This is a genomic window from Polaribacter litoreus (assembly GCF_054584775.1).
This window is the reverse complement of sequence record NZ_JBTLRD010000001.1, coordinates 105070-130466: the sequence shown is the minus strand read 5'-3', so window position 1 is coordinate 130466 and position 25397 is coordinate 105070. Positions and strand designations below refer to the sequence as shown.

The window sequence follows — 25397 nt, the reverse complement described above, 5'->3', positions numbered from 1 at the left end:
AATGAAAAAGTTAGCCATTTTAGTTGTTCTGTTTTTAGGTTTGGGGTGCAATTCATATTCGGAAAAGGAGGCACAAACCTTAACTTTAGAAGACGGATTTAAAAATCCGCCAAATGAAGCAAAAGCCAGAACATGGTGGCATTGGATTAGCGGAAATGTATCTAAATCTGGCATTACAAAAGATTTAGAAGCTATGAAAGCTGTTGGTATTCAAGAAGCACAATTGTTTAACGTGCATTTAGGATTCCCAAAAGGCCCAGTAAAATATTTAAGTGAAGATTGGCTAGATTTATTCAAATTTTCGGCAGAAGAAGCCAAACGTTTGGATTTAGAATTGGCATTTCATAACAGCGCAGGTTGGTCTTCTTCTGGTGGACCTTGGGTTACTGAAGAAAACGCAATGCAAGCCGTAGTTTTTAGTGAATTAAATATTAAAGGCGGAAAAGAAATTAAAGTACAATTACCAAAACCCAAAACGAAGTACGATTATTATAAAGACATTGCAGTTTTAGCATTTCCAAAACCAAAAAAGATACAAAAAATAGAAGGATTAGATTATAAAATATTATCTGAACGTGTTCGAAATCATTTATTACCAGATACGCAAGACATTCCAAAAACGAGTACTATTCAAAAAGAAACTATTGTTAATTTAACTGATAAAGTTTCTAAAGACGGATTTTTAGATTGGAATGTGCCAAAAGGCGAATGGATTGTGTTGCGATTAGGGCACACACCAATAGGAACAACCAATAGGCCTGCGCCACCAGAAGCTAGAGGTTTAGAAGTCGATAAAATGAGTAAAACAGCAGTTGATGCTTATTGGAAAGGTGGTGTACAACCTATCATTGATAAACTTGGCGATTTAATTGGGACAACTGTAAATAATTGTTTAATTGATAGTTACGAGGTGGAAACCACCAATTGGACTACTGGTTTTGAAACGCAATTTGAAAATTTAAGAGGTTACGATTTAACATCGTATTTACCAACCTTAGCAGGGTATTACGTAGAAAGTGGCGAAATTTCAGAGCGTTTTTTGTGGGATTTTAGAAGAACTATTGGCGATTTAATTGCCGAAAATTACTACGCACATTTTGCAGAATTATGCCATAAAAACGGAATGCAGTTTTCTGTAGAACCCTATTGGGGCCCTTTTGATAATATGCAAGTAGGTGCCACAGGAGACATTGTAATGTGTGAATTTTGGAGTGGTGGCTACCCATTTTTTGATTCGGCAAAATTTGTATCTTCTATTGCTCATTTAAATGGAAGTGCTATTGTTGGTGCAGAAGCATTTACTGGAATTGGGGGTTGGAGCAAACATCCAGCAGACATAAAATCAATTGGAGACCAAGCTTGGGCACAAGGAATTACACGTTTTATTTTTCATTCTTATGTACATCAACCTTGGGATGTGGCACCTGGTTTGGCATTAAGTTATCACGGATTTGATTTTAATAGAAATAATACTTGGTGGAATCAAGGAAAAGGATTTTTGGATTATATAGCACGATCTCAATTTTTATTACAACAAGGAAAAAATGTAGCTGATGTTTTAGTATTTACAGGAGAATCATCACCAAATACCGCATTTTTAAAACCTGAAATTAAAAAAATGGGTTTTGATTATGATTTGATTGGCGCCAATAAATTAAAAGACTTAACTGTTAAAAACGGAACAATTTACTCGTCTGTTGGAAATGCATATAAGATTTTGGTATTGCCAGAATCTAGTTTTATAAAACCAGAAACCTTACAGAAAGTAAAGGAATTGGCTGAAGGTGGTGCAATCGTCATTGGAAAAAAACCAACACAATCGCCAAGTTTAACTGATAATCCTAATAATGATCAAGTTGTTAAAACTTATGTCGATGAATTATGGGGAAAAGATTTGGTAAAGCAGAATTCAATTGAGGCTGTGTTAAGCAATCAAATACCCGATTTTAAAATAGAAACTAGCGATCAAACAGATCTAAGTTTCATCCATAGAAAAACTGATGATGCTGATATTTATTTTATCGCCAATGCTAGAAAAGAAGCAAGAGATATTGTAGCGCGTTTTCGAGTTTCTGCAAAACAACCAGAACTATGGAATTCGGAAACAGGTAAAATAAAAGATGTGGTGGTTTTTAAAGAAAATGCAGATGGAACAACCACAATTCCTTTACAGTTAGGGATTGAAGAATCTGTTTTTATTGTATTCAAAAAGCCTACAAAAACAAACCATTTAACATCGGTTACAATGGAATTAGAACAACCAAAATCGGAGGCTCTTTCGAATTTAGAAATTATAAAAGCAGAATACGGAACATTTCTTCAAGAAGGTTTAATCGATATTACAGACAAAGTAAATAAAGCTATAATTGATGGTGAATTAGACTTTAAAATGTCGAGAGCATTTTGTGATTGTGATCCAGCAATGGGATACAAAAAAGAGTTAAGAATGGAATACCAAATAGGTAATACCAAACATCAAATTTATGCAGAAGAGAGAGAACATATTAAGATTGATGCAGGTAATCAACCTTTAAAAGTTTTAAAAGCTGTATTCGGAAAATTTAAAACAGAAACTAAAGGCATTCCAGAAAATTATAAAACTTTTGAGATTACAAATAAAATTAAGGAACTAGTTTCAAACAATACTTTTGATATTTCAATTTCTGATGCATTGATAAATAATCAAATTCCAGAAGGTAATAAAATCAACTTAAAAATTACTTACAAAACCGATGGTGAAGAACGCACGATGTTTATTCCTAAAGGGCAAATTTTAAAATTATCCAAAGACACATCAAAACCAGAGTTAGTATATAGTGAAGATGTTATCAATTGGATAACACCAAATTCAGGTAAAATTACTTATACCAATGCATCAGGAAAAACAAAAACTGCAGCAGTAAGTGCAATACCAGAACCCATTGATTTGTCAAATTCTTGGGAAGTTGAATTTCCATCAGTTTCCCAAAAAACTATAAATGAAAAATTTGAGAAGTTAATATCGTGGTCAAATCATAAAGACGAAAATATTCAGCATTTTTCTGGAACTGCATCTTACAAAAAAGAATTTACGATTACTGATGATTTATTACAAAAAGACAAACAAATAGAACTCGATCTAGGAAGCGTAGCTGTAATTGCAGAAGTATTTATCAACGAAAAAAAGGTAAGTACTTTATGGAAAGCACCTTTTAGAGTTACTATTGATAGCTTTGTAAAAAAAGGAACAAACACCATAAAAATTAAAGTAACCAATTTATGGCCAAACAAACTAATTGGTGATGAAGGTTTGCCTTTAGATTATGAACGAAGAGGAGATAAACTAAAAAAAATACCAGATTGGTTGTTAAATAACTCAAAACGATCATCAAAACGAACCACATTTTCATCTTGGAGACATTGGAGAAAAAACGATGAATTACTTACCTCAGGTCTTCTTGGTCCAGTTAAATTAAGAGTTTCAAAAATAATACCCATAAAATAATACCCATAAAATAATGACAAAAAAAATAATAATTCTCAGTATCTGTTTTTGCTTTTTCCTAGTGGGATGTAATGGCAGTAAAAAAGTAACTTCAGAAGAGAAGAATAAAGACATAATGGTAGATTATTTTGCTGATAATGGTTTTGGGAATACAGTGGCTATTGTGCAACACCCTTCAGGAGTGTATCACAAAGGAATTACGTATGTGGCGTATCAAGGTCCTTTAGAAGATCCTTATGTAGCATCGTACAATCATAAAACCAAAGAATGGAAAGGTCCTTTTAAAGCGGGTATTAGTGAAATGGGTAAAGACCCGAATCGTAAAAAGAAAATAGATAATCATGGTAAACCTGCATTACTTATTGATGATGCTGGTTATATTCATATTGCCTTTGGTGGACATGGAGGGAGACCATCAGATGGCAAAAATCCTTTAGGAAACCATCATTATGGAAAAAACCTACATGCTGTTTCTAAAAAACCATTAGACATTTCTGCATGGGAAACATTAGATAATGTTTCGTTATTTGGTACCTACAGTCAGTTTGTAAAAATGGATAATGGAGACATCTATTTGTTTTACAGACATGGAGCGCATAGAAGTGATTGGGTGTATCAAAAATCTACAGACAATGGAGTTACTTTTAACGAACCAATTTCATTTTTAAAACATAAACGAAGAATAAATATTGAAGCTGAAGATTCTTGGTATCCTTGGGTTGGTAAAGGAAATGGAGATGATATTATTGTAGCTTTTGATTATCATATTTGTAGAGATAATAAAAACGCTCAAGATAAAAGAGGGCACATTCCAGAGAGACATCATTTGTATTACATGCTTTTTGATACAAATACAGGGCAATGGAAAAATGTTAAAAATGAATCTTTAGAAATGCCTTTAACCAAAGAAATGGCAGATGAAAAAACTTTGGTAAAAAAAATACCTGATGATTGGACTTTTCAAGGAATTGCCGATGTTGATCCTGATGGAAAACCACAAGTTTGTGTGTTGGTTGGTCCAGATATAGGAGCCAAAAGAAGCGGACCTAAACGTTTACAACATTTTAGATGGAATGGACAAGAGTGGTTACGAAGTAAGAATGCTAATCTTCCAAGAGGAAATGGAGATTTAGAAGTAAAGTCTGCAACAGAAGTGAGTATTTACTTAGAGAGTGAAACCAATAGTGATGTTGGAGAAATTGCTAGGTGGGATAGTTTTGATGGTGGTGATACTTTTAAAAAGAACCAGATTTTTTTAGAACGTAAAAACTCAGGTTTTGTAATATCTGCTTTGATAGATAACCCTCACCCTGATGCTAGAATCATTGTAGGTGAAAAAGAAGAAGAATCAGATTTTAGAAAAATGTATCTTATTGGAGATAAAGGTCCTATTCAAAGAAACAAAAAGGAAACCATACTTGAAAAACCGAGCATAAATCAAACCAAAAAATAAAAAAAAACTTAAAATGAAAATCATTAAAAAATTATCTTTAGTAATATTTGCAATAAGCATTTTAATTTCCTGCGGAAAAGGAACTAAAAAAGAGACAGCATCTGTTACAGAAAAAACTCAAAATCAGCCAAACATCGTTTTCATCTTATCTGATGACCAATCTTGGACAGATTACAGTTTTATGGGCGATGAGAATATTGAAACTCCAAGAATAGATCAATTTGCAAAAGAAAGTTTAACGTTTACAAGAAGCTATGTACCAACACCATTATGCTCTCCTTCATTAGCAACAATTATTACAGGTTTGTATCCAAAAGATCATGGTATTTTAGGTAATGATAAAGTGTATGAACGAGTAAAAGGAGATCATAAAGCTAGTAGAGCTAATAGATCAGAGGCATACAAACCTATAATTACAGCTTTTGAAAAGCAAATGACACTACCAGATATGCTAAAAGAAAAAGGCTATTTGTCTTTTCAAACAGGAAAATGGTGGCATGGAAACCATAAAGTTGGTGGTTTTGATTACGGTATGACACATGGAGACCCTAAAAGAGGTGGGAGACATGGCGATTTTGGTTTAACCATTGCCAGAAAAGGCTTAGATACCATTAATAGTTATGTAAATTTAGCTTTAAAAGAAAAGAAACCGTTTTTTTTATGGTACGCTCCATTTTTACCTCACAGACCTCATAATCCACCAGCTCGTTTATTTGAAAAATATAAAAAGAAAACAGACTCTGAACACTTAGCTAAATATTGGGCAATGATAGAGTGGTTTGATGAAACTTGTGGTCAACTATTCGATTTAATAGACGATAAAGGCTTAACTGAAAATACCCTTTTTGTATATGTTTGTGATAACGGTTGGAGACAAAATCCAGATAAGAGTGATTACATGAAAGACTCTAAACGTGCACCTTATGATATGGGAATTCGTACACCAATTATGTACAAATGGGCAGGTAAGATAAAGCCAGAAATGAATAATACCACCATAACAAGTAGTATAGATATGGTACCTACAGTATTGGATATTTTAAATATAGAAAAACCTAAAAACTTGCCAGGTGTTAGTGTGTTAGATAAAAAAGCATTAGAAGCTCGTAAAGGAATTTTTGGAGAAGTGTACGCACATGATTTTGATTCTATTGAAAATAGCATGTATTACAACATGGCAATTTTTCCTCCTTATAAAATTATTGTTCCAGATCCTGTAAGAAAGAAAAATGAAGTAGTACAGTTATTTAACATTGATACAGATCCTTATGAAAAAAATAATATTGCAGAGGCAAACTCAGAAATTGTTAAAGATTTATCTTCAAAAATTAAAAAATTTAGATCGAAATAGTAAAGTATGAAAAAAGTATATTTTTTATTATTTGCAATAACACTATTCTTAGGTGCATGTAAATCTGAAGAGAAAAAAGCAGCTAAAGCAGCTAAACCTAATGTACTTTTTATAGCTGTTGATGATTTAAACAATTGGATTAGTCCAATTCAAAATTTTTCAAATGTAAAAACACCGAATTTTGATAGACTTGCAAAAATGGGAGTTACATTTACAAACGCCCATGTACAAGCTCCTTTGTGTGGTCCTTCACGAGCATCCTTAATGACGGGTTTGCGACCTTCAACAACGGGTATCTATGGCATGACACCCGATAATAAAATCCGAAGAGCAGGAAATAAAGCCACAAAAGACATTACATTTTTGCCAGAATATTTTGAACAAAATGGATATCACACTATGGGTATTGGAAAACTATTTCATATTCATGCTCCTGATAGCGTTTTTAATGAATCTGGAGGACGTGTTAGGGGTTTTGGACCATACCCTAAAAAACGTTTTGTTTGGGATGGTTTTGGAACATCAAAATCTAAAAAAGAGAAATATGGCAGAACCAGTACCGATTGGGGTGCTTTTCCAGAAAAAGATTCTTTAATGCCAGATCATCAATCTGTAAATTGGGTTACAGAACGTTTGCGTAGAGAGTATAACAAACCCTTTTTTATGGGTCTTGGTTTTTTACGTGTACATGTACCATTATATGTGCCTCAAAAATGGTTCGATTTATATCCTTTAGAAGACATTCAAACACCACCTTATAAGTCAGATGACTTAAATGATATTCCTCCAGTTGGAATGCAAATTAACGATTTACCCATGATGCCATCAACAGAATGGGCTAAAGAAAGTGGTGAATGGAAAAAAATTGTGCAAGCTTATTTGGCGTGTATCAGTTATGTAGATTATGAATTAGGTAGAGTTTTAGATGCTTTAGAAAACAGCAAATATGCAGACAATACTGTAATTGTACTCTGGTCAGATCATGGATATAGATTAGGAGAAAAAGGAACTTTTGCAAAACACGCACTTTGGGAAACCGCCACCAAAGCTCCATTGCTATTTGCTGGACCTAATTTACCAAAGGGAAAAAAGATAGATGCTCCTGTAGAAATGTTATCCATCTACCCTACTCTATTAGAATTAAGTGGGTTACCTGCTTACCAGAGAAATGAAGGGTACAGTTTAGTGGATATGATGCAGCAAGATAAAGGACTTGCAGATGCAAAAGCGATTACAACTTATGGAATGAATAACCATGCTATTAAGATGAATGGGTATAGATACATTCAATATGAAGATGGAAAAGAGGAATTTTACGATCATAATTCAGATCCAAATGAATGGAATAATGAAGCAGGAAATCCAAAATATAAGGCTCAAATAGAAAAGATGAAAGTTTTTTTACCTAAGGTAAACTCTAAATGGGATGCTAGTTCAAACTACACGTTTCAACCTTATTTTGTTGAGCAAAAGAAACGTGTAAATGTGAATTAGTATCGTTTTTTAAAATTAAAAAGGACAATTAAAAAAAATAACAGAACAAAATGAAGAAATCAAAAATTAAAACAGCGATAATATTATTTTGTTCAGTTATCTTTTTTTACTGCGGAAATAGTAAAAAAAATAATTCAGATAGTCATCTAGAAAGAAAAAAAAACATCTTATTTATTGCGGTTGATGATTTACGTCCAGAGCTCAATTTTTACGGAGCAAAACACATCAAATCGCCAAACTTAGATCAACTAGCAGGTGAAAGCTTAGTATTTAATAGAGCGTATTGTAACGTTCCTGTTTGTGGTGCCTCAAGAGCAAGTTTATTAACAGGTATGAGACCAACTAGAAATCGGTTTATAACAGCACATACCTCAAAAGATAAACAAGTACCTAATGCAAAATCTCTTCCTTTTCTTTTAAAAGAAAATGGGTACACAACCATTTCTAACGGTAAAGTTTATCATTATAATAAAGATGATGTTGCTGCTTGGGACGAAATGTGGCAACCAGATAAACTTTGGAGTTATGCATTGCCAGAAAGTCAAGAAATTAGAAAAAACACAAAAAGAGGATTGCCTTTTGAGGTTGCAGAAGTGCATGATTCTGTATATAGAGATGGAAAACTAGCATTAAAAGTAATTCAAGATTTAAAAAAACTAAAGCAATCAAATCAACCCTTTTTTCTAACAATGGGTTTAATGAAACCACACCTTCCATTTACAGCCCCAAAAAAGTATTGGGATTTATATGACAGAAATCAAATTGAATTACCTGAAAGCTATATTCAACCAAAAACAACTCCAAAACAAGCATTTCACAGATATGGAGAATTAAGAAATTACGAAAATATTCCTAAAAAAGGAGATTTATCTGATGATCTTGCAAAAGAATTGATACACGGATATTATGCTTGTGTAAGTTATATTGATGCTCAAATTGGGTTGGTTTTAGACGAATTAAAACGTTTAGAATTAGAAGACGATACTATTGTAATTTTATGGGGAGATCATGGTTGGAATTTAGGCGACCATAAATTATGGTGTAAGCATGTTACGTTTGAAACTGCTTTAAGAACGCCATTAATCATTAAAGTTCCAGGAAAAACTAAAGGAACAAAAACAGAAGCCATTACAGAATATATCGATATCTATCCTAGCCTTGTAGAGTTAGTAGGTTTGGAATCACCAAATACTTTAGATGGTAAAAGTTTTGTGCCACTTTTAGAAGGAAAAGAACCTCAAAAAGATTGGGCAGTTAGCAAATTTAAAGATGCAGTTACGCTAATTAAGGGCGATTTATTTTACACAGAGTGGACAAAAGATGATGGTGTTGCGTATGCCAGAATGTTGTTTGACCATAAAACAGATCCTTTAGAATTGGATAATTTAGCTGATAATCCAGCATATCAAGAAAAAGTAAAAGCACTTGCTTTAGAATTAAGAAAAAAATGGGGTAAAGATTTTTTAAAGTAAACCGAATATGAAAAATAAAATAGTATTACAATTATTCTTAATTATAGGTTCTTTAAGCCTCTATTCACAGAAGTTAGAGCGCCCTTTCATATTGGTGAAATCTTCCGAACGAAATCAAGTTTTACAAAAAATAGAGAAAGAACCTTGGGCGAAAGAGATTTATCAAAAATTAAAAACAAGAACAGATTTACAAGTTGTTAAATTCAATCAAAATCCAAAAAACTACATCAAACAATTGCCTTTTAATTGGTCTGAAGGAAATGAAAACGATTTTCCACCTTTTTATAAAACGTATCATATAGAGAATGGTAAACAAAGAAATTTAGATAATGCTACAGATAAAGAGTGGGAACCAGCAGAAAAATTGATTACCTGTTTACAAGTTGCTTTAGATTGTGGTTATCTATACTACATTACCCAAGATGAAAAATACGCGTATATGGCCAGTAGTATCTTGTATTCATTTGTAAAATCTGTACAAAAATCCAATTTATCTAATTGGCATGGTAGAGGTGGTTGGTTATTTCCATATGATGGTTTTAGAGAAGTGCGTGTAATTGGTTATAAAGTTCCGTTAGTTTATGATTTTGTAGCAAGCTATCTTAAAAAAGAAGGTAATGCTTTTGATATCATGCAAAATAAAAAAGTAACTTTTCCTGTTGATGAACTTCAAAATGTGTGTAGAACTTACGCAGACATTACTGTAAATTACGGACAAACAGGTTCTAATCATCCAGTGCTAGAAGCTCCAAGTTTAGTGTATAATGCTTTGGCAATGGATGATGAAAAGGAGCGTAAAAAATTACTGTCCTACTTTTTATCAGAAAGCACAAAAAATCAAGATGCATTGCCTGTTTTTGCAGAAAATTTTAAAAATAAGGGAAATATTTGGCCAGAAACATCAGGATATTTAAATCATTCAACATCAATTTTAACTAAATTATTGTTGGTGATAAGTAGGTATAATCCTAGTTTAAATTTAGCCGATAAATACCAGAACATTTTATTTGCTTTACCAAGGTTAGATTATTTTGTGTATCCAAATAACGAAATTGTAAGATGGGGAGATGGAAAGAGAAAAGGAAAAGCTCCTTATAACGCTCTAGATAATGCATATACTTTAGCTAAATTATCAAATTTAGAAGAGGTTACTAAAGAAATAGGTCCGATTTTAAAAAATGCTATTCAAAAAGATAAATACAAAAGAAGAAGTATTGAAGCTTTATTTTGGCACAATATTATTGATGAAAAATCAGTTTTTAATAAACTACCAAGAACAGATAGGGTATATCATGCAGGGATTATAATGCAAAGAAATTTGAGCTCTACAAAAGATCCAAAAGATGGCTTAATGGGTTTTGTTGGAGGAGCAGCTATGGTGCATGGTCATGCAAATGGTATGAATATGGAGCTGTATGGAGAAGGTCAGGTTTTAGGGGTTGATAATGGTAATGGTAAGTATGGTAAAGACATTCATGAAAACTATTCTAGAATATTTGCAGCACATAATACTGTTATTGTAAATGGAGCATCACAAGGTCAAGGTGGTTGGGTAAATTTAGGCATGAATACGGTTCAATTACTATCTGTAGAGCCAAAAGTTGGAGAGGAAGGAGTTGCCCCAAATTTTTCTTTTAGTCAAACTAGTTTTTTAGATGATAAAGGAGATAAAGCAGAAGCAACCCAAGAAAGAACTTTAGGTTTGATAAGAACATCGCCTACAACAGGATATTATATAGATGTTTTTCGTTCAAAATCGAAACTCCCAAATGAGTATCATGATTATTTGTACCATAATATAGGTGATAAAATAGTGTTTGATAATAAAGACATGAAGTTCGAAAATACACCAAAAAGATATATGGAAAATGCAAAATCTAAATGGATTCATAATAAAAAATACAGAAACCCTGGGTGGCACTTTTTTAAAGAGGTTAGCACTTCTCAAGAATATGTAAATACTGTAAAAGCTACATTTAGTATTAAAGAATTAAAAGGAAATGATTTGTTTATGGAGTTGCATATTCCAGGCTTTGAAAATAGAACGTACACTAAAGTAAAAGCACCTCATACGTTTCAAGCACCAAAGCCTTATGACAATGTACTTACACCAACCTTAGTAATCAGAAATAAAGGAGAAGCTTGGGAAAACCCATTTGTAGTAGTTTACGAACCTTATAATGAAACCGAAAAACCATGCATACAATCGGTTTCAAAATTAGAGCAAAATGGCATTTATAAAGGATTGATTATAGAAAGTAAAACACCAAAAGAAGATTTAACTCAATATGTAATTACGCAATCTAAAAATCAAATATTTAAAAATGATACTATTTATTTTAAAGGTTCTTATGCGGTTATCACTTTACATAAAGATAAAAGTCTAAAGAGTATTTATATTGGAGAAGGAGACAAATTAATTTACAAAAATAAAGAAATTACAACCAATTCAACCAAAGCATTTTATAGAGAATATGATAAAAAATAACGTCGTTTTTTTACTTGTATTCTTTTTTGTTTTTGGATGTAAAAATTTTAAAACTGAAACTAAAACCTTACTTTTTGTGGGTAGCTTTACCGATAAAAAACATGGTGAAGGTATTCATGTATATGAGTTTAATACAGAAACTGCAGAAACAAAATTAACATTTACACTTAACAATATTACAAATACGTCTTTTTTAAAAATCTCTAAAGATGGTAATTACTTGTATTCTGTTGTAGATAGCCAAATGAAACACAATGGTAAAATTGCTGCTTTTAAAGTGGACGCAATAAATTCTAAAATAGAGTTGTTAAATATGCAAGATTGTGGAGGATTAAACCCTGCCCATTTAGAAATTGATAAAACAGGCAGTTATCTTGTAAATTCAAATTATTCTGATGGTAGTTTAAGCCTTTTTAAAATAAAAAATGATGGTAGTTTAGGTTTAGCAAAACAAGTTTTACAATTTAAAGATAGTAGTATTAATAAAAGTCGCCAAGAAGCTTCACATATACATTCATCAAATTTCTCTCCTGATAACAAGCATCTATATGTTCACGATTTAGGTGCAGATAAAATAAGAAAATTTATTTTCAACAACTCAAATGATAGCTTATTAAATCAACAACCAATCAAAACAAAATTAGGTAGTGGACCAAGACATTTTACATTTCATCCAAACGGATTATATGGTTATGGAATTAATGAATTAAGTGGTAAAATTGATTTATACTTATACGATAAAGGTAGGTTGAATTTTATTGAAGATTATCAATCTTATCAAGAAGAACAAGAAATATATAGGGCAGCAGATATCCATATTTCTGCAGATGGAAATTACTTATATGCCTCAAATAGAGGGCCAAAAGAGGATAGTATTGCTGTGTTTTCTATCAATAAAAATAATGGAAAATTACAACTTATAGAACATGTAAATACAGGAGGAAATCATCCTAGAAATTTTGCAATTTCACCTGATAGTAGTTTTTTATTGGTTGCAAATCAATTTACCAATAATATTACCATTTTTAAAAGAAATGCAAAAACAGGCAAATTAATGAAATTACCAAATGAAATTAAAGTAAACAGCCCTTCAAGTATTCAGATGAAAAGTTACTAAAGAGATTCTCTATCAATAAAATTAAAGGGAACTTTTACCTTACCTTTTGTTTTGTGTAAAATCATTTCTGCAGCAGTTTCTCCCATTACTTTAAAATCGGTAGAAATAACAGTAATACCTAAAAGTTCTTTTAAAGGAGTATCGTTATACGAGATCACTCCAATGTCGGCTCCTAACTTAAATTCATCTTCTCTGGCTTGTTTTACTAAGTTTACCAAGTCAGATTCTTCAATAGTTATAAACAAGTCGCCTTTTATTAAAATCATATCATCATAGATTTTGTCCAGTATTTCAAAATCTAAATTGTGCTCTATACAAAACTTTCTAAATCCATGAAGTATTCGCCTAGGATATGGATATACAGCTTTATCAGGATAGGCTAAAATAATTTTTTTGTATTTTTTAATTTTTTCTATTCCTAAATTTAATGCATGGTATATATCATTTTCAAAATCTTGATATATCTGGGTTAATCCGTCTCCTATATTCTCTTTAACATTATCTAATATTATCAATTTATCATTAGGAATTTTTTGCAATGCTTTTAAAACTTTCTCAGGCAAACTAATGTGTTTAGAATTTTCAGTTTTAAAATGCGGCATAATAACATAGTAATCGTAGGCTGCTTTATTTTTCTCTAATAAGTTTAAAAAAAGAGTTTCATCACAATGATATATATCTAAATCTGTATAAGAATTTGCACCAACTTTATCTATAAAATGATTATATGTCCTTAATTTATAAGAACTTAACTTATTTACCAAAAATAAAATATTTACTTTAGAAATTAATTTAGTTCTAGATATATAAAACCCCTTACCTCTTATAGAGGTAATAACTTTACGCTCTTTTAATATACTGTAAGCTTTTTCTACAGTATCTCTAGATAAATAAAACTCTTCACTAAACATGTTAATAGATGGTATTTTTTGATCCATAACAAGGTTGCCTTGTGAAATATTATGAATAATAGAATCTATAATCTGCTGATATTTAGGCACCCTTGAATTTTCATCAATAGTAATAAGTTTCATCATTTCCATAATCTATTGTTTTCTGTTTTGTTTATTTATTCCAGAAATCAAATGTAGCAAAAGGTAAGATAAAACCAATAACTAATAAAAAGAACTTTTTAGCTAACTTTAGTTTTTTTAAAAATCGATTTTTTAAGCTTTTATAATGTCAAAGCAAAACAAAACTTATATATTTATGTTAATATTTTCTTTCAATTCTAAAGACCAAGCACTCTTTTAAAATAATTTTATTCTATACCATAATAGTACAGGATAGAAAAGTACAATTTCACGTATATTTTTGGGTTATAAACTTATCACTAAAGACAATAATGAAAGAAATTACAAAAAGTTTTAAATACGTCGATTATCTATGGGACGAAGAAAAAGCAATATCATTAGGAGATAATCAAGTAGAATTATTTTTATACCGCTCAAATATTTTGGGTGCAGATTTAAGAATTACCAACTATGGTGGAGGTAATACAAGTTGTAAAACCATAGAAAAAGACCCGTTAACAAATGAAGATGTAGAAGTAATGTGGGTAAAAGGTTCTGGTGGTGATATTGGTACTTTAACAAGATCTGGAATTGCAGGTTTGTATACAGGACGACTTCGTGATTTAAAAAATGTTTATCAAGGTTTACATGATGAAGATAGAATGGTAGGTTTATTTAATCATTGTATTTATGATTTAAATAGCAAAGCTCCTTCTATTGATACGCCTTTACACGGTTTATTACCTTTTAAACATATAGATCATTTACATCCTGATGCTTTAATTGCAGTTGCCGCAGCTAAAGACAGCGAAAAAGTTACCAAAGAAATTTGGGGAGACACTATGGGTTGGGTGCCTTGGCAAAAACCAGGTTTCGATTTAGGTTTGCAATTAGAAAAATGTTTAGCAGATAATCCAGGAATTAGAGGTATTGTTTTAGGGAGTCATGGTTTATTTACTTGGGGAGACACCTCTTACGAATGTTATATAAATAGTTTAGAAGTAATTGAAATGGCTTCTGAATTCATAGAAAAAAAATTAAAAGAACAAGGTGATGTTTTTGGTGGTCAAAAAGTTGAAAGTTTACCAAAAGAGGAGCGTTTAAACAAAGCTGCTCAAATTATGCCTTTATTAAGAGGTTTGTGTTCTTCAGAAAATAGAATGATAGGTCATTTTTCTGATACTGATGTTGTAATGCAATATATAAATAGTAATGATTTAGAAAGATTAGCGCCTATGGGAACTTCTTGTCCAGATCATTTCTTAAGAACTAAAATTCAACCTTTAGTTTTAAGTTTAGATAAAAATGAAGATTTATCTGATTCTGAAGCTATTTTGTCAAAATTAGAACCCGCATTTGAAGCGTATCGTCAAGAATATGTAGATTACTATAATACCTGTAAAAAAGAAAATAGCCCTGCAATTAGAGATGCAAACCCTGTTATTATTATCTATCCAGGAGTTGGTATGTTTAGTTTTGCCAAAAATAAGCAAACAACAAGAGTTGCAAGTGAGTTCTACATCAATGCAATTAATGTAATGCGTGGTGCAGAAGCTATTACAGAATATACTTCTTTGCCAAGGCAAGAAGCTTTTGATATTGAATATTGGTTGCTAGAAGAGGCTAAATTACAACGTATGCCAAAAGAAAAACCATTATCTAGAAAAGTAGCTTTAGTAACTGGAGCTGGTGGCGGAATTGGTAAAGCAATTGCAGATAAGTTAGCTGCAGAAGGTGCAAATGTTGTACTTACAGATATTAATGAAGAAGCTTTAATTGAAGCAAATAAAACTTATGCAAGAGATGTATCTTCATACGCTGTTTGTGATGTTACTATTACAGATTCTATTGCAAGTGCCTATAAAAAAGCAATTATAGAGTTTGGTGGTGTAGATATGATTGTACACAGTGCAGGCTTGGCAATTTCTAAACCATTAACAGAGACAACAGATAAAGATTGGAACATTTTACAAAATATTTTAGTAAAAGGTCAGTTTGATTTAGCAAAACAATTTGCTCTTATAGTTCGTAAGCAAGGTTTAGGAGGAGATTATATTGCAATTGCAAGTAAAAATGGATTGGTTGCTGGACCAAATAATGTAGCTTACGGAACAGCAAAAGCAGCGCAACAGCACATGGTTCGTTTATTAGCGGCTGAATTAGCAAAAGATAAAGTAAGAGTAAATACAGTAAACCCAGATGGCGTTATTGTAGGAAGTAAAATTTGGGAAGGTGCTTGGGCAGAAGGTAGAGCAAAAGCAAACGGAATTACCGTAGAAGAATTACCAGCTTTTTATGCTAAGAGAAACCTGCTAAACGAAATCATAACACCAGACGACATTGCAAAAGGTGTTTTCTCGTTAGTAGGTATATTAGATAAATCAACAGGAAATATTATTAATGTTGATGGAGGTATGGCCAACGCATTTGTTAGATAATTAAACAATATTAAATTTGAATTAAGATTAAGACTTCTATATAACTTTCATAAATTTTATAGAAGTCTTACTTAATTAATAACGTTATATAAGAATGAAAATTAATCAAGCAGAAATCTCTGATTACAACCAAAAAGGTGTAAAAGATCACAACGAAAATTTCGATTTTTTATCGAATAAATTAACCAATCAAGGAAAAGATGTTGGCAGTATCGTGTCAAAACTGGCAGATTTTCAAGTAGCTATACCAAGTTGGGCTTTAGGTGCAGGTGGTACGCGTTTTGGGCGTTTTGGATTTTATGGAGAACCATCAAACTTAGAACAAAAAATAGAAGATGTTGGTGTTTTACATAGTTTAACACAAACTGCGGGTGCAGTATCTTTACATATTCCTTGGGATATTCCTTCTGATTACGATGCCATCAAACAAAAAGCAGATGCTTTACATATTAAATTTGATGCTGTAAATTCGAATACTTTTCAAGATCAAAAAGATGCTGCAGAAACATATAAATACGGTTCTTTAAGTAACGTAAGCAAAGCAGTTAGAGAACAAGCTATTCAGCATAATTTAGATGTCATTAAAATTGGTGACAAATTAGGATCTAAAGCATTAACAGTTTGGTTAGCAGACGGATCTTGTTTTCCTGGTCAAAATAATTTTCAAACTGCTTTTCAAAACACGCAAGATAGTTTAATTGATATTTACAAAGGTTTACCAGACGATTGGAAAATGTTAGTAGAATACAAACCTTATGAGCCAAATTTCTATAGTACTGTTATTCAAGATTGGGGTGCTTCTCTAATGTTAGCCAATGGTTGTGGAGATAAAGCTTATACTTTAGTAGATTTAGGCCATCATTTACCTAATTCTAATATAGAGCAAATTGTATCTATTTTACAATTAAAAGGAAAATTAGGTGGTTTTCACTTTAACGATAGCAAATATGGTGATGACGATTTAACTGTAGGTAGTATTAAACCTTACGCTTTATTTTTAATCTTTAATGAATTGGTGTATGGTATGGAAAACAACCCTCAAAACCCAGATTTAGCTTGGATGATTGATGCAAGTCATAACGTAAAAGATCCATTAGAAGATTTAATTCAGTCTTTAGAGGCAATTCAAGAAGCTTATGCTAAAGCGCTATTAATCGACCAAAAAGCATTAAAAACTGCTCAATTAGAAAACGATGTTGTAAAATGTCAAGAAATTTTACAAGGAGCTTACAGAACAGATGTAAGACCATTGTTAGAAAAAGCAAGATTAAATACTGGTGGAGTAATTAGTCCTATTAATGCTTATAGATCTTTAGGTATTAGAGAACAATTAATTAAAGAAAGAGGAAAGAATACTGTAGCTACAGGACTTTAAAAAAAAGCTATGAAACAAAAAGTAACAGCTGTTTTTGATATCGGAAAAACCAACAAAAAGTTTTTTCTGTTTGATAAAGACTTTAAAGAAGTGTACAAAGAGTACACGTCATTTAAAGAAATAGAAGACGAAGATGGTCATCCAACAGAAAATATTCATGCACTCCAAAATTGGTTAAAAGATGTTTTTCATAAAATACTAAAGTCAGATAAATTTTCAGTAAAAGCAATCAATTTTTCAACCTATGGTGCCAGTTTTGTTCACCTAGATGAGCATGGCAATATATTAACACCTCTTTACAATTATACAAAAGAAATTGATAAAGATATAGTTGATGATTTTTATAAAAAATACGGACCCGAATTAGAATTAACAAGAACCAGTGGTTCATCTAAATCTGGAATGTTAAATTCAGGAATCCAGTTATATTGGTTAAAGTATAAAAAACCAGAAGTATTTCAAAAAATTAAATATTCTTTGCACTTGCCTCAATACCTAAGCTATATTTTTTCTGGAGTAGCTTTAAGCGAATATACAAGTATTGGTTGCCATACTGCTTTATGGAATTACGAAACTAAAGATTATCAAGATTGGGTTTATAAAGAAGAAATTCATAACATTTTACCTCCACTAGTATCTACAGAAACTAGCTTAAACATTAATTATAATGGCAAACGAATTAAAATAGGTGTTGGCATACATGATAGTTCTTCAGCATTGTTGCCTTATGTTAGAAGTGTAAATAAACCATTTGTATTAGTATCAACAGGTACTTGGAGTATTGCACTTAACCCTTTTGTAGATACACCTCTAACAAAAGATGATGTAACATCAGGTTGTATTAATTACATGCGTATTAATGGAAAACCAGTAAAATCTTCAAGATTGTTTTTAGGAAATGAATATAAAATTCAAGTAAATAAACTGTCAGATAAATTTAATGTTGATAAAGAGTATCATAAAACAATACATTTTAATTATGATGTGTATTGCGAAATCATACAACACTTTAAACCATCTTTTAAGTGGGAATCTTTTTCAACTGATGATATGCCAGAAAAAACAAGTTACATGTATAACGATTTTTCTCATGCTTACCATCATTTAATGATAGAACTGGTACAATTACAAGTAAAAAGTATAAGAAGAATTGCAGATATGAGAGCTATAGACCGTTTATATGTTGATGGCGGTTTTACCGATAATGAAGTGTATATAAAATTGTTATCATACTATCTAAAAGGTATGAAGTTAAGAACAACAAAAGCATCTTTAGGTTCTGCATTAGGCGCTGCTATAGCCATTTCAGATACAAAATTAAACTCTAAGTTTCTGAAAAAAAATTACGCATTAAAAAAACATGTTCCATTTGTAATAAGTGGTTATAAATAAAATTGAAAGTAGGAGATTCAGATTTTAAATAAATCTATTTTAAACATTAGAAAAAATGTCAAAAAACATTAAATTAATACACCCCAGAGATCAAATTACAGAAGTTATAAGTAGAATTTACAAAAGAGGTATGACCACCACTTCTGGAGGTAACATTTCCATCATTGATGATAATGGAGATATTTGGGTTACTCCATCTGCAATTGATAAAGGTTCGTTAAGAGCGTCAGATATTATTTGCGTAAAAAAAGACGGTACTGTAATAGGAAAACATAAACCTTCATCAGAATTTCCGTTTCATAAAGCAATCTATGAAGCAAGGCCAGATATAAAATCTGTAATTCATGCACACCCACCTGCTCTAGTTTCATTTAGTATTGTTCGTCAAATACCAAACACCAATATCATATCACAAGCCAAACACATTTGTGGCCCAATAGGTTACGCAAAGTACAGACTACCTGGAAGTGAAGATTTGGGAGAAGTAATTGCAGACGAATTTAAAAAAGGATTCAAAGCAATAATTATGGAAAATCATGGAACCGTTTTAGGTGGTAGTGATTTAACAGACGCCTATGAAAGATTTGAAGCCTTAGAATTTTGTGCAAGTACAATATTATACGGTTCTCAAATAGGAAAACCAAACTATTTAACAGACCACCAAATCGATCAGTTTGAAGCCCAAGCCAGAGGTGTATTACCTGAAATGGAAAGCACGGTTTATCCTCCAGATGAAACAGAAAAAAGATTAGAAATTTGTAATATTATTAAACGTTCTTGCGAACAAGGTTTAATGATAAGTTCCTACGGAACAGTTTCTATGCGTTGGAATGAAAATGATTTCTTAATTACACCAACAAATAAAAATCGCTGGGATATTCAATTAGACGATATTGTACAAATCAAAGATGGTCATAGAGAAGCTGGTAAAACACCAAGTAGAGCTGCTTGGATTCACCAAGAAATTTACAATAAAAATCCAGAAGTAAATTCTATAATTATGACTCAATCTCCTTATTTAATGGCATTTGGTGTTACAGGAGAGTATTTAAATGTTAGAACCATTCCAGAAAGTTGGATCTTTTTACAAGACATTAACTTCGTAAAATACGGTCATCACTTTAGAGAAAATAACAACTCCGAAATTGTAGAAAACTGCCCAACCGCATTAATCATAGAAAACGACTCTGTAATTATTACTGGTGATAAATTACTGCAAACTTTTGATTATTTAGAAGTAGCGGAATTTAGCGCAAAATCTATAGTTTTAGGACATTCTCTTGGAGAAATGGTGCCAATTAATGATGAACAAGTAGACGATTTAAGAAAGAAATTCTTATCATAACATAAATACATATGGCTATATCTTTTGATACTAGATATCCTTCAGTTGATGACTTACGAAAACGAGCACAACAAAAAATACCAAAGTTTGCATTTGAATATTTAGATGGAGGCTGCAATGAAGATGTAAATTTAATAAGAAACACATCAGAGTTAAGAGATGTTCAACTAAAGCCTAATTATTTGCGCAAACATTATGGGTCATCAACAAAAACCAATTTATTTGGTTTAGAATACGATGCGCCTTTTGGAATAGCTCCTGTAGGTTTACAAGGATTAATGTGGCCAAATTCTCCAGAAATTTTAGCCAAAGCAGCATTTCAACATAATATCCCTTTCATACTAAGTACAGTTACAACCACTAGTATAGAAAGAGCCGCAGAATTAACAGAAGGTAAAGCGTGGTTTCAATTATATCATCCCACAGAAGATAAACTAAGAGATGATATTATCAACAGAGCAGCAGCAGCAGAATGCCCAGTTTTGGTAATTTTGTGTGATGTACCTAGTTTTGGATTTAGACCAAGAGATATTAGAAATGGTTTGGCTATGCCACCAAAAATGAATATTACTAATATTTTACAAGCTTTTGGAAGACCTCATTGGAGCTTACAAACGCTAAAGCATGGTATTCCTAATTTTGCGAATTTAATACCTTACATGCCTAAAAATTTAGATTTAAAACAATTGGGTAAATTTATGGACCAAACATTTTCTGGCAGATTAAATGAAGATAAAATTAAACCAATTAGAGATATGTGGAAAGGTAAATTGGTGCTAAAAGGCGTAGCCTCAGAATATGATGCAGAACAAGCCATTAAATTGGGTTTAGACGGAATTATTGTATCAAACCATGGAGGCCGTCAATTAGATGCTGGACAATCTACCATAAAACCCTTAGCTACAATAGCAGAAAAATATGGAGATCAGATTGAAGTGATGATGGATAGTGGTATTCGTTCTGGGCCAGATGTAGCAAGAGCCATGGCTAGTGGTGCAAAATTTACATTTATGGGACGTTCATTTATGTATGGAGTAGCTGCATTAGGTAATAAAGGCGGAGATCACACCATTTCGTTACTAAAAACAGAACTGCAACAGGTTATGGAACAACTTTGCTGTGAGAAAACATCTGACTTCCCAAACCACTTAATTAGTTAAATAAACCGTTTTACAACCATAAATATTTTATCTATTAAAAAAAGAGCCACAGTAGTGGATTCTATATAATACATCATCAACAAAACAAATGAAACATTATAAACAATACATCAACGGATCGTTCATAGACTCTAAAGCAACATCTGTTATTGAAATTTTAAATCCTTGTACAGAAGAGGTAATTAGTACAATATCTACAGGTACTGTAGAAGATGCTAATAATGCTCTAGAAGCTGCTCAAGCAGCTCAACCAGCTTGGGAAGCTTTACCAGCAATACAAAGAGCTGCATTTTTACATAAAATGGCAGATGTAATTAGAGAAAACAGAGTTTTTCTAGCAGAAACATTGTCTAAAGAGCAAGCCAAAGTAATTGGTTTGGCACAAGTAGAAATAGATGTTACCGCAGATTATTTTGATTATAATGCTGGTTGGGCAAGAAGAATTGAAGGAGAAATTATACAAAGCGATAGAGAAAAAGAACATATTTATTTACATAAAGTTCCTATTGGGGTTGCAGTAGGTATTTGTCCGTGGAACTTCCCGTTTTTTGTAATGGCACGTAAAGTTGCAGCATCTTTAATTACAGGAAATACTTGTGTGATTAAACCAAGTTCTGAGGCGCCAAATACTATTATGGAGTTTGCAGACTTCATTCAAAAAATTGATTTACCAAGAGGAGTATTAAATTTTGTTTGTGGTGCTGGTAGAACCGTTGGTAATGCGTTATCTAAAAGTCCAATTACAGGTATTATTAGTTTAACAGGTAGTGTTGGCGCTGGCCAAAAAGTAATTAGTGCAGCAGCAGAAAACATTACTAAAGTATCTTTAGAGTTAGGTGGTAAAGCACCAGCAATTGTTTGTGCAGATGCTAATTTAGATTTGGCAATTAACTCTGTAGTGGCTTCAAAAGTTATTTTTAGCGGGCAGGTGTGTAACTGTGCAGAAAGAGTGTATGTAGAAGATAGTATTTACGATGAATTTGTAGACAAGCTTACCAAAAAAATGAGTAAAGTTACCATAGAAAACGCATTAACTGGTATAAATGCAGATATGAGTAGTTTGGTGTCTCAATCTCAGTTAGATAAAATTACTGAAATGGTTGAATTCGCTAAAAAAGAAGGCGCTGAAGTTTTAGTTGGTGGTAAACGTCCTGAACAATTTAATCGCGGATATTTCTACGAACCAACCATTTTAACCAACTGTAAACAAGATAGTCAGATTATACAAGAAGAAGTTTTCGGTCCTGTTTTACCTGTAATGAAATTCAATACTCTAGACGAAGCAATTGCAATGTCTAACGATACAGAATTTGGACTAACATCTTCTATTTTCTCAGAAAATTTTAACAATATTATGAAAGCCACTAATGGGCTACACTTTGGTGAAACCTATGTAAATAGAGAGCATTTTGAAGCTATACAAGGTTTTCATGCAGGATGGAAAAAATCTGGTGTAGGTGGTGCAGACGGTAAGCATGGTATGGAAGAATATTTACATACAAAAGTAATTTATGCAAAATACTATTAACCAAAAATTAAATAGGTTATAATTTACAACAAAGGCAGTATTTTTAATAACTGCCTTTGTTGTTGTAAAAATTGTGAAGCATTAACATTTTTTGATGGGCTACATTTTTAAATCGGTATAGTGCAGGATACAAAATAACTACCGACATTATACATTCGAAAAATTAACCTAATTATATTAGTCTTTTGTAAATTTCATAAATACTAATATTTATAAATCTCAAATATAAATAAGCATACAATTATGGCTGAAAATCAAATAGAAGAATTAATTATTAATGATAATTCTGGTGGAGAGTTTGAAAGAACTCCTGTTCCTAAATCAAAATTAAAAAACTGGAAAAGTTTTATTGGGATGTATGCAGGAGAGCATGCTGCTGGAACTGAATTTATGATTGGTCCTTTATTTTTGGCAGCAGGAGCTAGTTTAAAAGACCTATTACTAGGATTATTTATTGGTAATATACTTGCAATACTTACATGGAGATACTTGGTAGCTCCTATAGCTGTATCAAGTAAACTAACTTTATATTATCAATTAGAAAAAATTGCAGGTAAACATTTAGTAAAAGTGTATAATGTTGTAAACGGAGTACTTTTTTGTTTTTTAGCTGGAGCAATGATAACTGTTTCTGCTAGCGCTGTAGGTATCCCTTTTGACATTAATTTTTCAGTTCCTAAAAATATTTTTGGTTTAAGTTCTCCTGCTTTCTCAACGATTGTTGTTATCGTAGGTATGGTAATGACAATTGTTGCTGCTGCTGGTTACAATACGGTTTCTAAGTTTGCCAATATTGCTGCACCTTGGATGATTGTTGTTTTTGCTGCTTGTGGTTTATCTGCTTTAACCCAGATGGAAGTGAACTCTTGGGAAAGTTTATTAATGGAATGGGATAAAGGTGTTAGTGTGGTACAAACTACCAGTGGAAAATTAGACTTTGGTTTTTGGAAAATTGTAATCTTTTCTTGGTTATGTAATGCTGCAATGCATTTTGGAATGGCTGATTTATCAATTATGCGCTTTGCAAAAGATAGTCGAGCAGGATGGGGACCTTCTGTAGGAATGTTTTTAGGCCATTATATGGCTTGGATTTGTGCTTCATTTATGTTAGCAGCTCAAATTAAGTTAACAGGTGATATTTCTGCAAATCCAGGTGCTTTAGCTTGGAGTGCCGTAGGTTGGACAGGTATTATTTGCGTTGTTGTGGCTGGCTGGACGACTGCGAATCCGACAATCTATAGAGCGGGTCTTGCTTTTCAAAGTTTATTCCCCTCAAATGCTAAAGCTTACTCAGGTGTAATTTTAGCTGGTATAGTGGCTACAGCTGCTGGTATTTTTCCTTCACTTTCTGGTAAACTACTAGATTTTGTAGGTTTATATGGCACCATTTTAGGACCAATGGGAGGAGTAATTTTTGTGAACCATTATCTAGCTAAAAAAATGAGTTTTACTCAAGATTATGCAGATGAAAAAAAGTCTGGCTTTAATATAGCTGTTTTACTAGCTTGGTTACTTCCAGTAACCTTAGGTTTGTACTTTATTTTTGTGAAAGATTTATTTCCTGCTTATGCAGTAATACCTTGTTGGATCGCTTCCAGTTTATTATATGTGATTATTATGAAACTTCAAAAAGTTTAGATTATGAAAATACTAAAATTAATAAGTGCTTTATCAATAGGTGTTTTAATACTGTTAGCTAGTCTATTTTTGTTTTTAGGTATATTTGATGCAACTAAAGTAAAAATTTCAATGTTAATAGGTACAATTATATGGTTTCTAGTTACACCTTTTTGGATGAAAGAAAAATAATACTAAACTATATAAAGTTAACTAAAAAGGAAAAAAACATCCAAAACTATTAGTTTAGTTTATTTTTAATTTTACAAGAGAAAACGTTTAATTTAAACTGGTTAATGATATTAAAATTCTAAAAACTGCAAGACTAAAAAAAATTATCTTTTGTAGGACTTTGCATATTTTATAAAATAATACTTTTTAGCGTTTACCTTAAAGTTTAAGAAAAAATAAATTTATAAAATGTCTTTATTTAAAAAAATAAGAGATTTTTTTAGAATATTATTCTTAATAGCTACACTTCCTTTTGAACTTACCAAAGGCAAAAAAAAGAGAATAAAAAAACAAATTAAAAGTTATTTCTTAAATCTTTAATTTTTTAAAGTATTGATCAAGGAAAGACGAATGAAAAGGAATCAAAACTTGTTTTTAAAGTATAGCATTGTCTAATAAATTGTATAAATTTCAAAAAATTAATATTTAAGCAATGCTG

The 25397-nt window shown here is 31.7% G+C and carries 16 protein-coding genes; 15 read left to right on the top strand and 1 reads right to left on the bottom strand.

Annotation, left to right across the window (positions count from 1 at the left end; genetic code table 11):
* Position 1 precedes the first annotated feature (1 nt).
* The 7 genes from ACW9UN_RS00535 to ACW9UN_RS00505 all read left to right on the top strand — a co-directional run bounded on the left by ACW9UN_RS00535 (position 2) and on the right by ACW9UN_RS00505 (position 12859).
* Complete coding sequence (locus ACW9UN_RS00535) at positions 2-3484, top strand: glycosyl hydrolase (protein WP_459483040.1); 3483 nt, start codon at positions 2-4, stop codon at positions 3482-3484.
* A gap of 13 nt (positions 3485-3497) precedes the next feature.
* Positions 3498-4937: a BNR-4 repeat-containing protein gene (locus ACW9UN_RS00530; RefSeq protein ID WP_459483039.1), complete on the top strand. Its 1440-nt coding sequence runs from the start codon at positions 3498-3500 to the stop codon at positions 4935-4937.
* Between the two features lie 13 nt (positions 4938-4950).
* The gene (locus ACW9UN_RS00525) at positions 4951-6288 is read left to right on the top strand and encodes a sulfatase-like hydrolase/transferase (protein WP_459483038.1); all 1338 of its coding nucleotides are present in this window, start codon (positions 4951-4953) and stop codon (positions 6286-6288) included.
* 6 nt (positions 6289-6294) lie between these two features.
* On the top strand, positions 6295-7782 hold the full coding sequence (locus tag ACW9UN_RS00520) for a sulfatase (protein ID WP_459483037.1): 1488 nt from the start codon (positions 6295-6297) through the stop codon (positions 7780-7782).
* 50 nt (positions 7783-7832) lie between these two features.
* The gene (locus tag ACW9UN_RS00515) at positions 7833-9254 is read left to right on the top strand and encodes a sulfatase (RefSeq protein ID WP_459483036.1); all 1422 of its coding nucleotides are present in this window, start codon (positions 7833-7835) and stop codon (positions 9252-9254) included.
* Between the two features lie 7 nt (positions 9255-9261).
* Positions 9262-11742, top strand: coding sequence for an endo-acting ulvan lysase-like protein (locus ACW9UN_RS00510; protein ID WP_459483035.1), 2481 nt, complete (start codon positions 9262-9264; stop codon positions 11740-11742).
* Between the two features lie 76 nt (positions 11743-11818).
* Positions 11819-12859, top strand: coding sequence for a lactonase family protein (locus ACW9UN_RS00505; protein ID WP_459483034.1), 1041 nt, complete (start codon positions 11819-11821; stop codon positions 12857-12859).
* On the opposite strand, the gene ACW9UN_RS00500 is transcribed toward ACW9UN_RS00505, so the two are convergent.
* A complete protein-coding gene (locus ACW9UN_RS00500; RefSeq protein ID WP_459483033.1) occupies positions 12856-13896 on the bottom strand; it encodes a GntR family transcriptional regulator in 1041 nt (346 codons plus the stop codon). The two genes, ACW9UN_RS00505 and ACW9UN_RS00500, sit on opposite strands and share 4 nt — an antisense overlap.
* A gap of 308 nt (positions 13897-14204) precedes the next feature.
* Between ACW9UN_RS00500 and ACW9UN_RS00495 the strand changes: the two genes are divergently transcribed.
* The 8 genes from ACW9UN_RS00495 to ACW9UN_RS00460 all read left to right on the top strand — a co-directional run bounded on the left by ACW9UN_RS00495 (position 14205) and on the right by ACW9UN_RS00460 (position 24919).
* Entirely contained in the window at positions 14205-16310 is a 2106-nt protein-coding gene (locus ACW9UN_RS00495; protein ID WP_459483032.1) for a bifunctional aldolase/short-chain dehydrogenase, read from the top strand.
* A gap of 94 nt (positions 16311-16404) precedes the next feature.
* Positions 16405-17685, top strand: coding sequence for a sugar isomerase (locus ACW9UN_RS00490; RefSeq protein ID WP_459483031.1), 1281 nt, complete (start codon positions 16405-16407; stop codon positions 17683-17685).
* A 9-nt stretch (positions 17686-17694) separates the two neighbouring features.
* Positions 17695-19077, top strand: a complete 1383-nt coding sequence (locus ACW9UN_RS00485; RefSeq protein WP_459483030.1) for an FGGY-family carbohydrate kinase — start codon at positions 17695-17697, stop codon at positions 19075-19077.
* Between the two features lie 55 nt (positions 19078-19132).
* Positions 19133-20422 (top strand): class II aldolase/adducin family protein, encoded by a 1290-nt coding sequence (locus ACW9UN_RS00480; RefSeq protein ID WP_459483029.1) that lies wholly within the window; start codon positions 19133-19135, stop codon positions 20420-20422.
* Between the two features lie 11 nt (positions 20423-20433).
* On the top strand, positions 20434-21582 hold the full coding sequence (locus ACW9UN_RS00475) for an alpha-hydroxy acid oxidase (protein WP_459483028.1): 1149 nt from the start codon (positions 20434-20436) through the stop codon (positions 21580-21582).
* Positions 21583-21670: 88 nt separating this feature from the next.
* On the top strand, positions 21671-23110 hold the full coding sequence (aldA, locus tag ACW9UN_RS00470) for an aldehyde dehydrogenase (RefSeq protein ID WP_459483027.1): 1440 nt from the start codon (positions 21671-21673) through the stop codon (positions 23108-23110).
* Positions 23111-23353: 243 nt separating this feature from the next.
* Positions 23354-24748, top strand: a complete 1395-nt coding sequence (locus ACW9UN_RS00465; protein ID WP_459483026.1) for a purine-cytosine permease family protein — start codon at positions 23354-23356, stop codon at positions 24746-24748.
* Positions 24749-24751: 3 nt separating this feature from the next.
* Positions 24752-24919: a hypothetical protein gene (locus tag ACW9UN_RS00460; RefSeq protein ID WP_459483025.1), complete on the top strand. Its 168-nt coding sequence runs from the start codon at positions 24752-24754 to the stop codon at positions 24917-24919.
* Positions 24920-25397 lie beyond the last annotated feature (478 nt).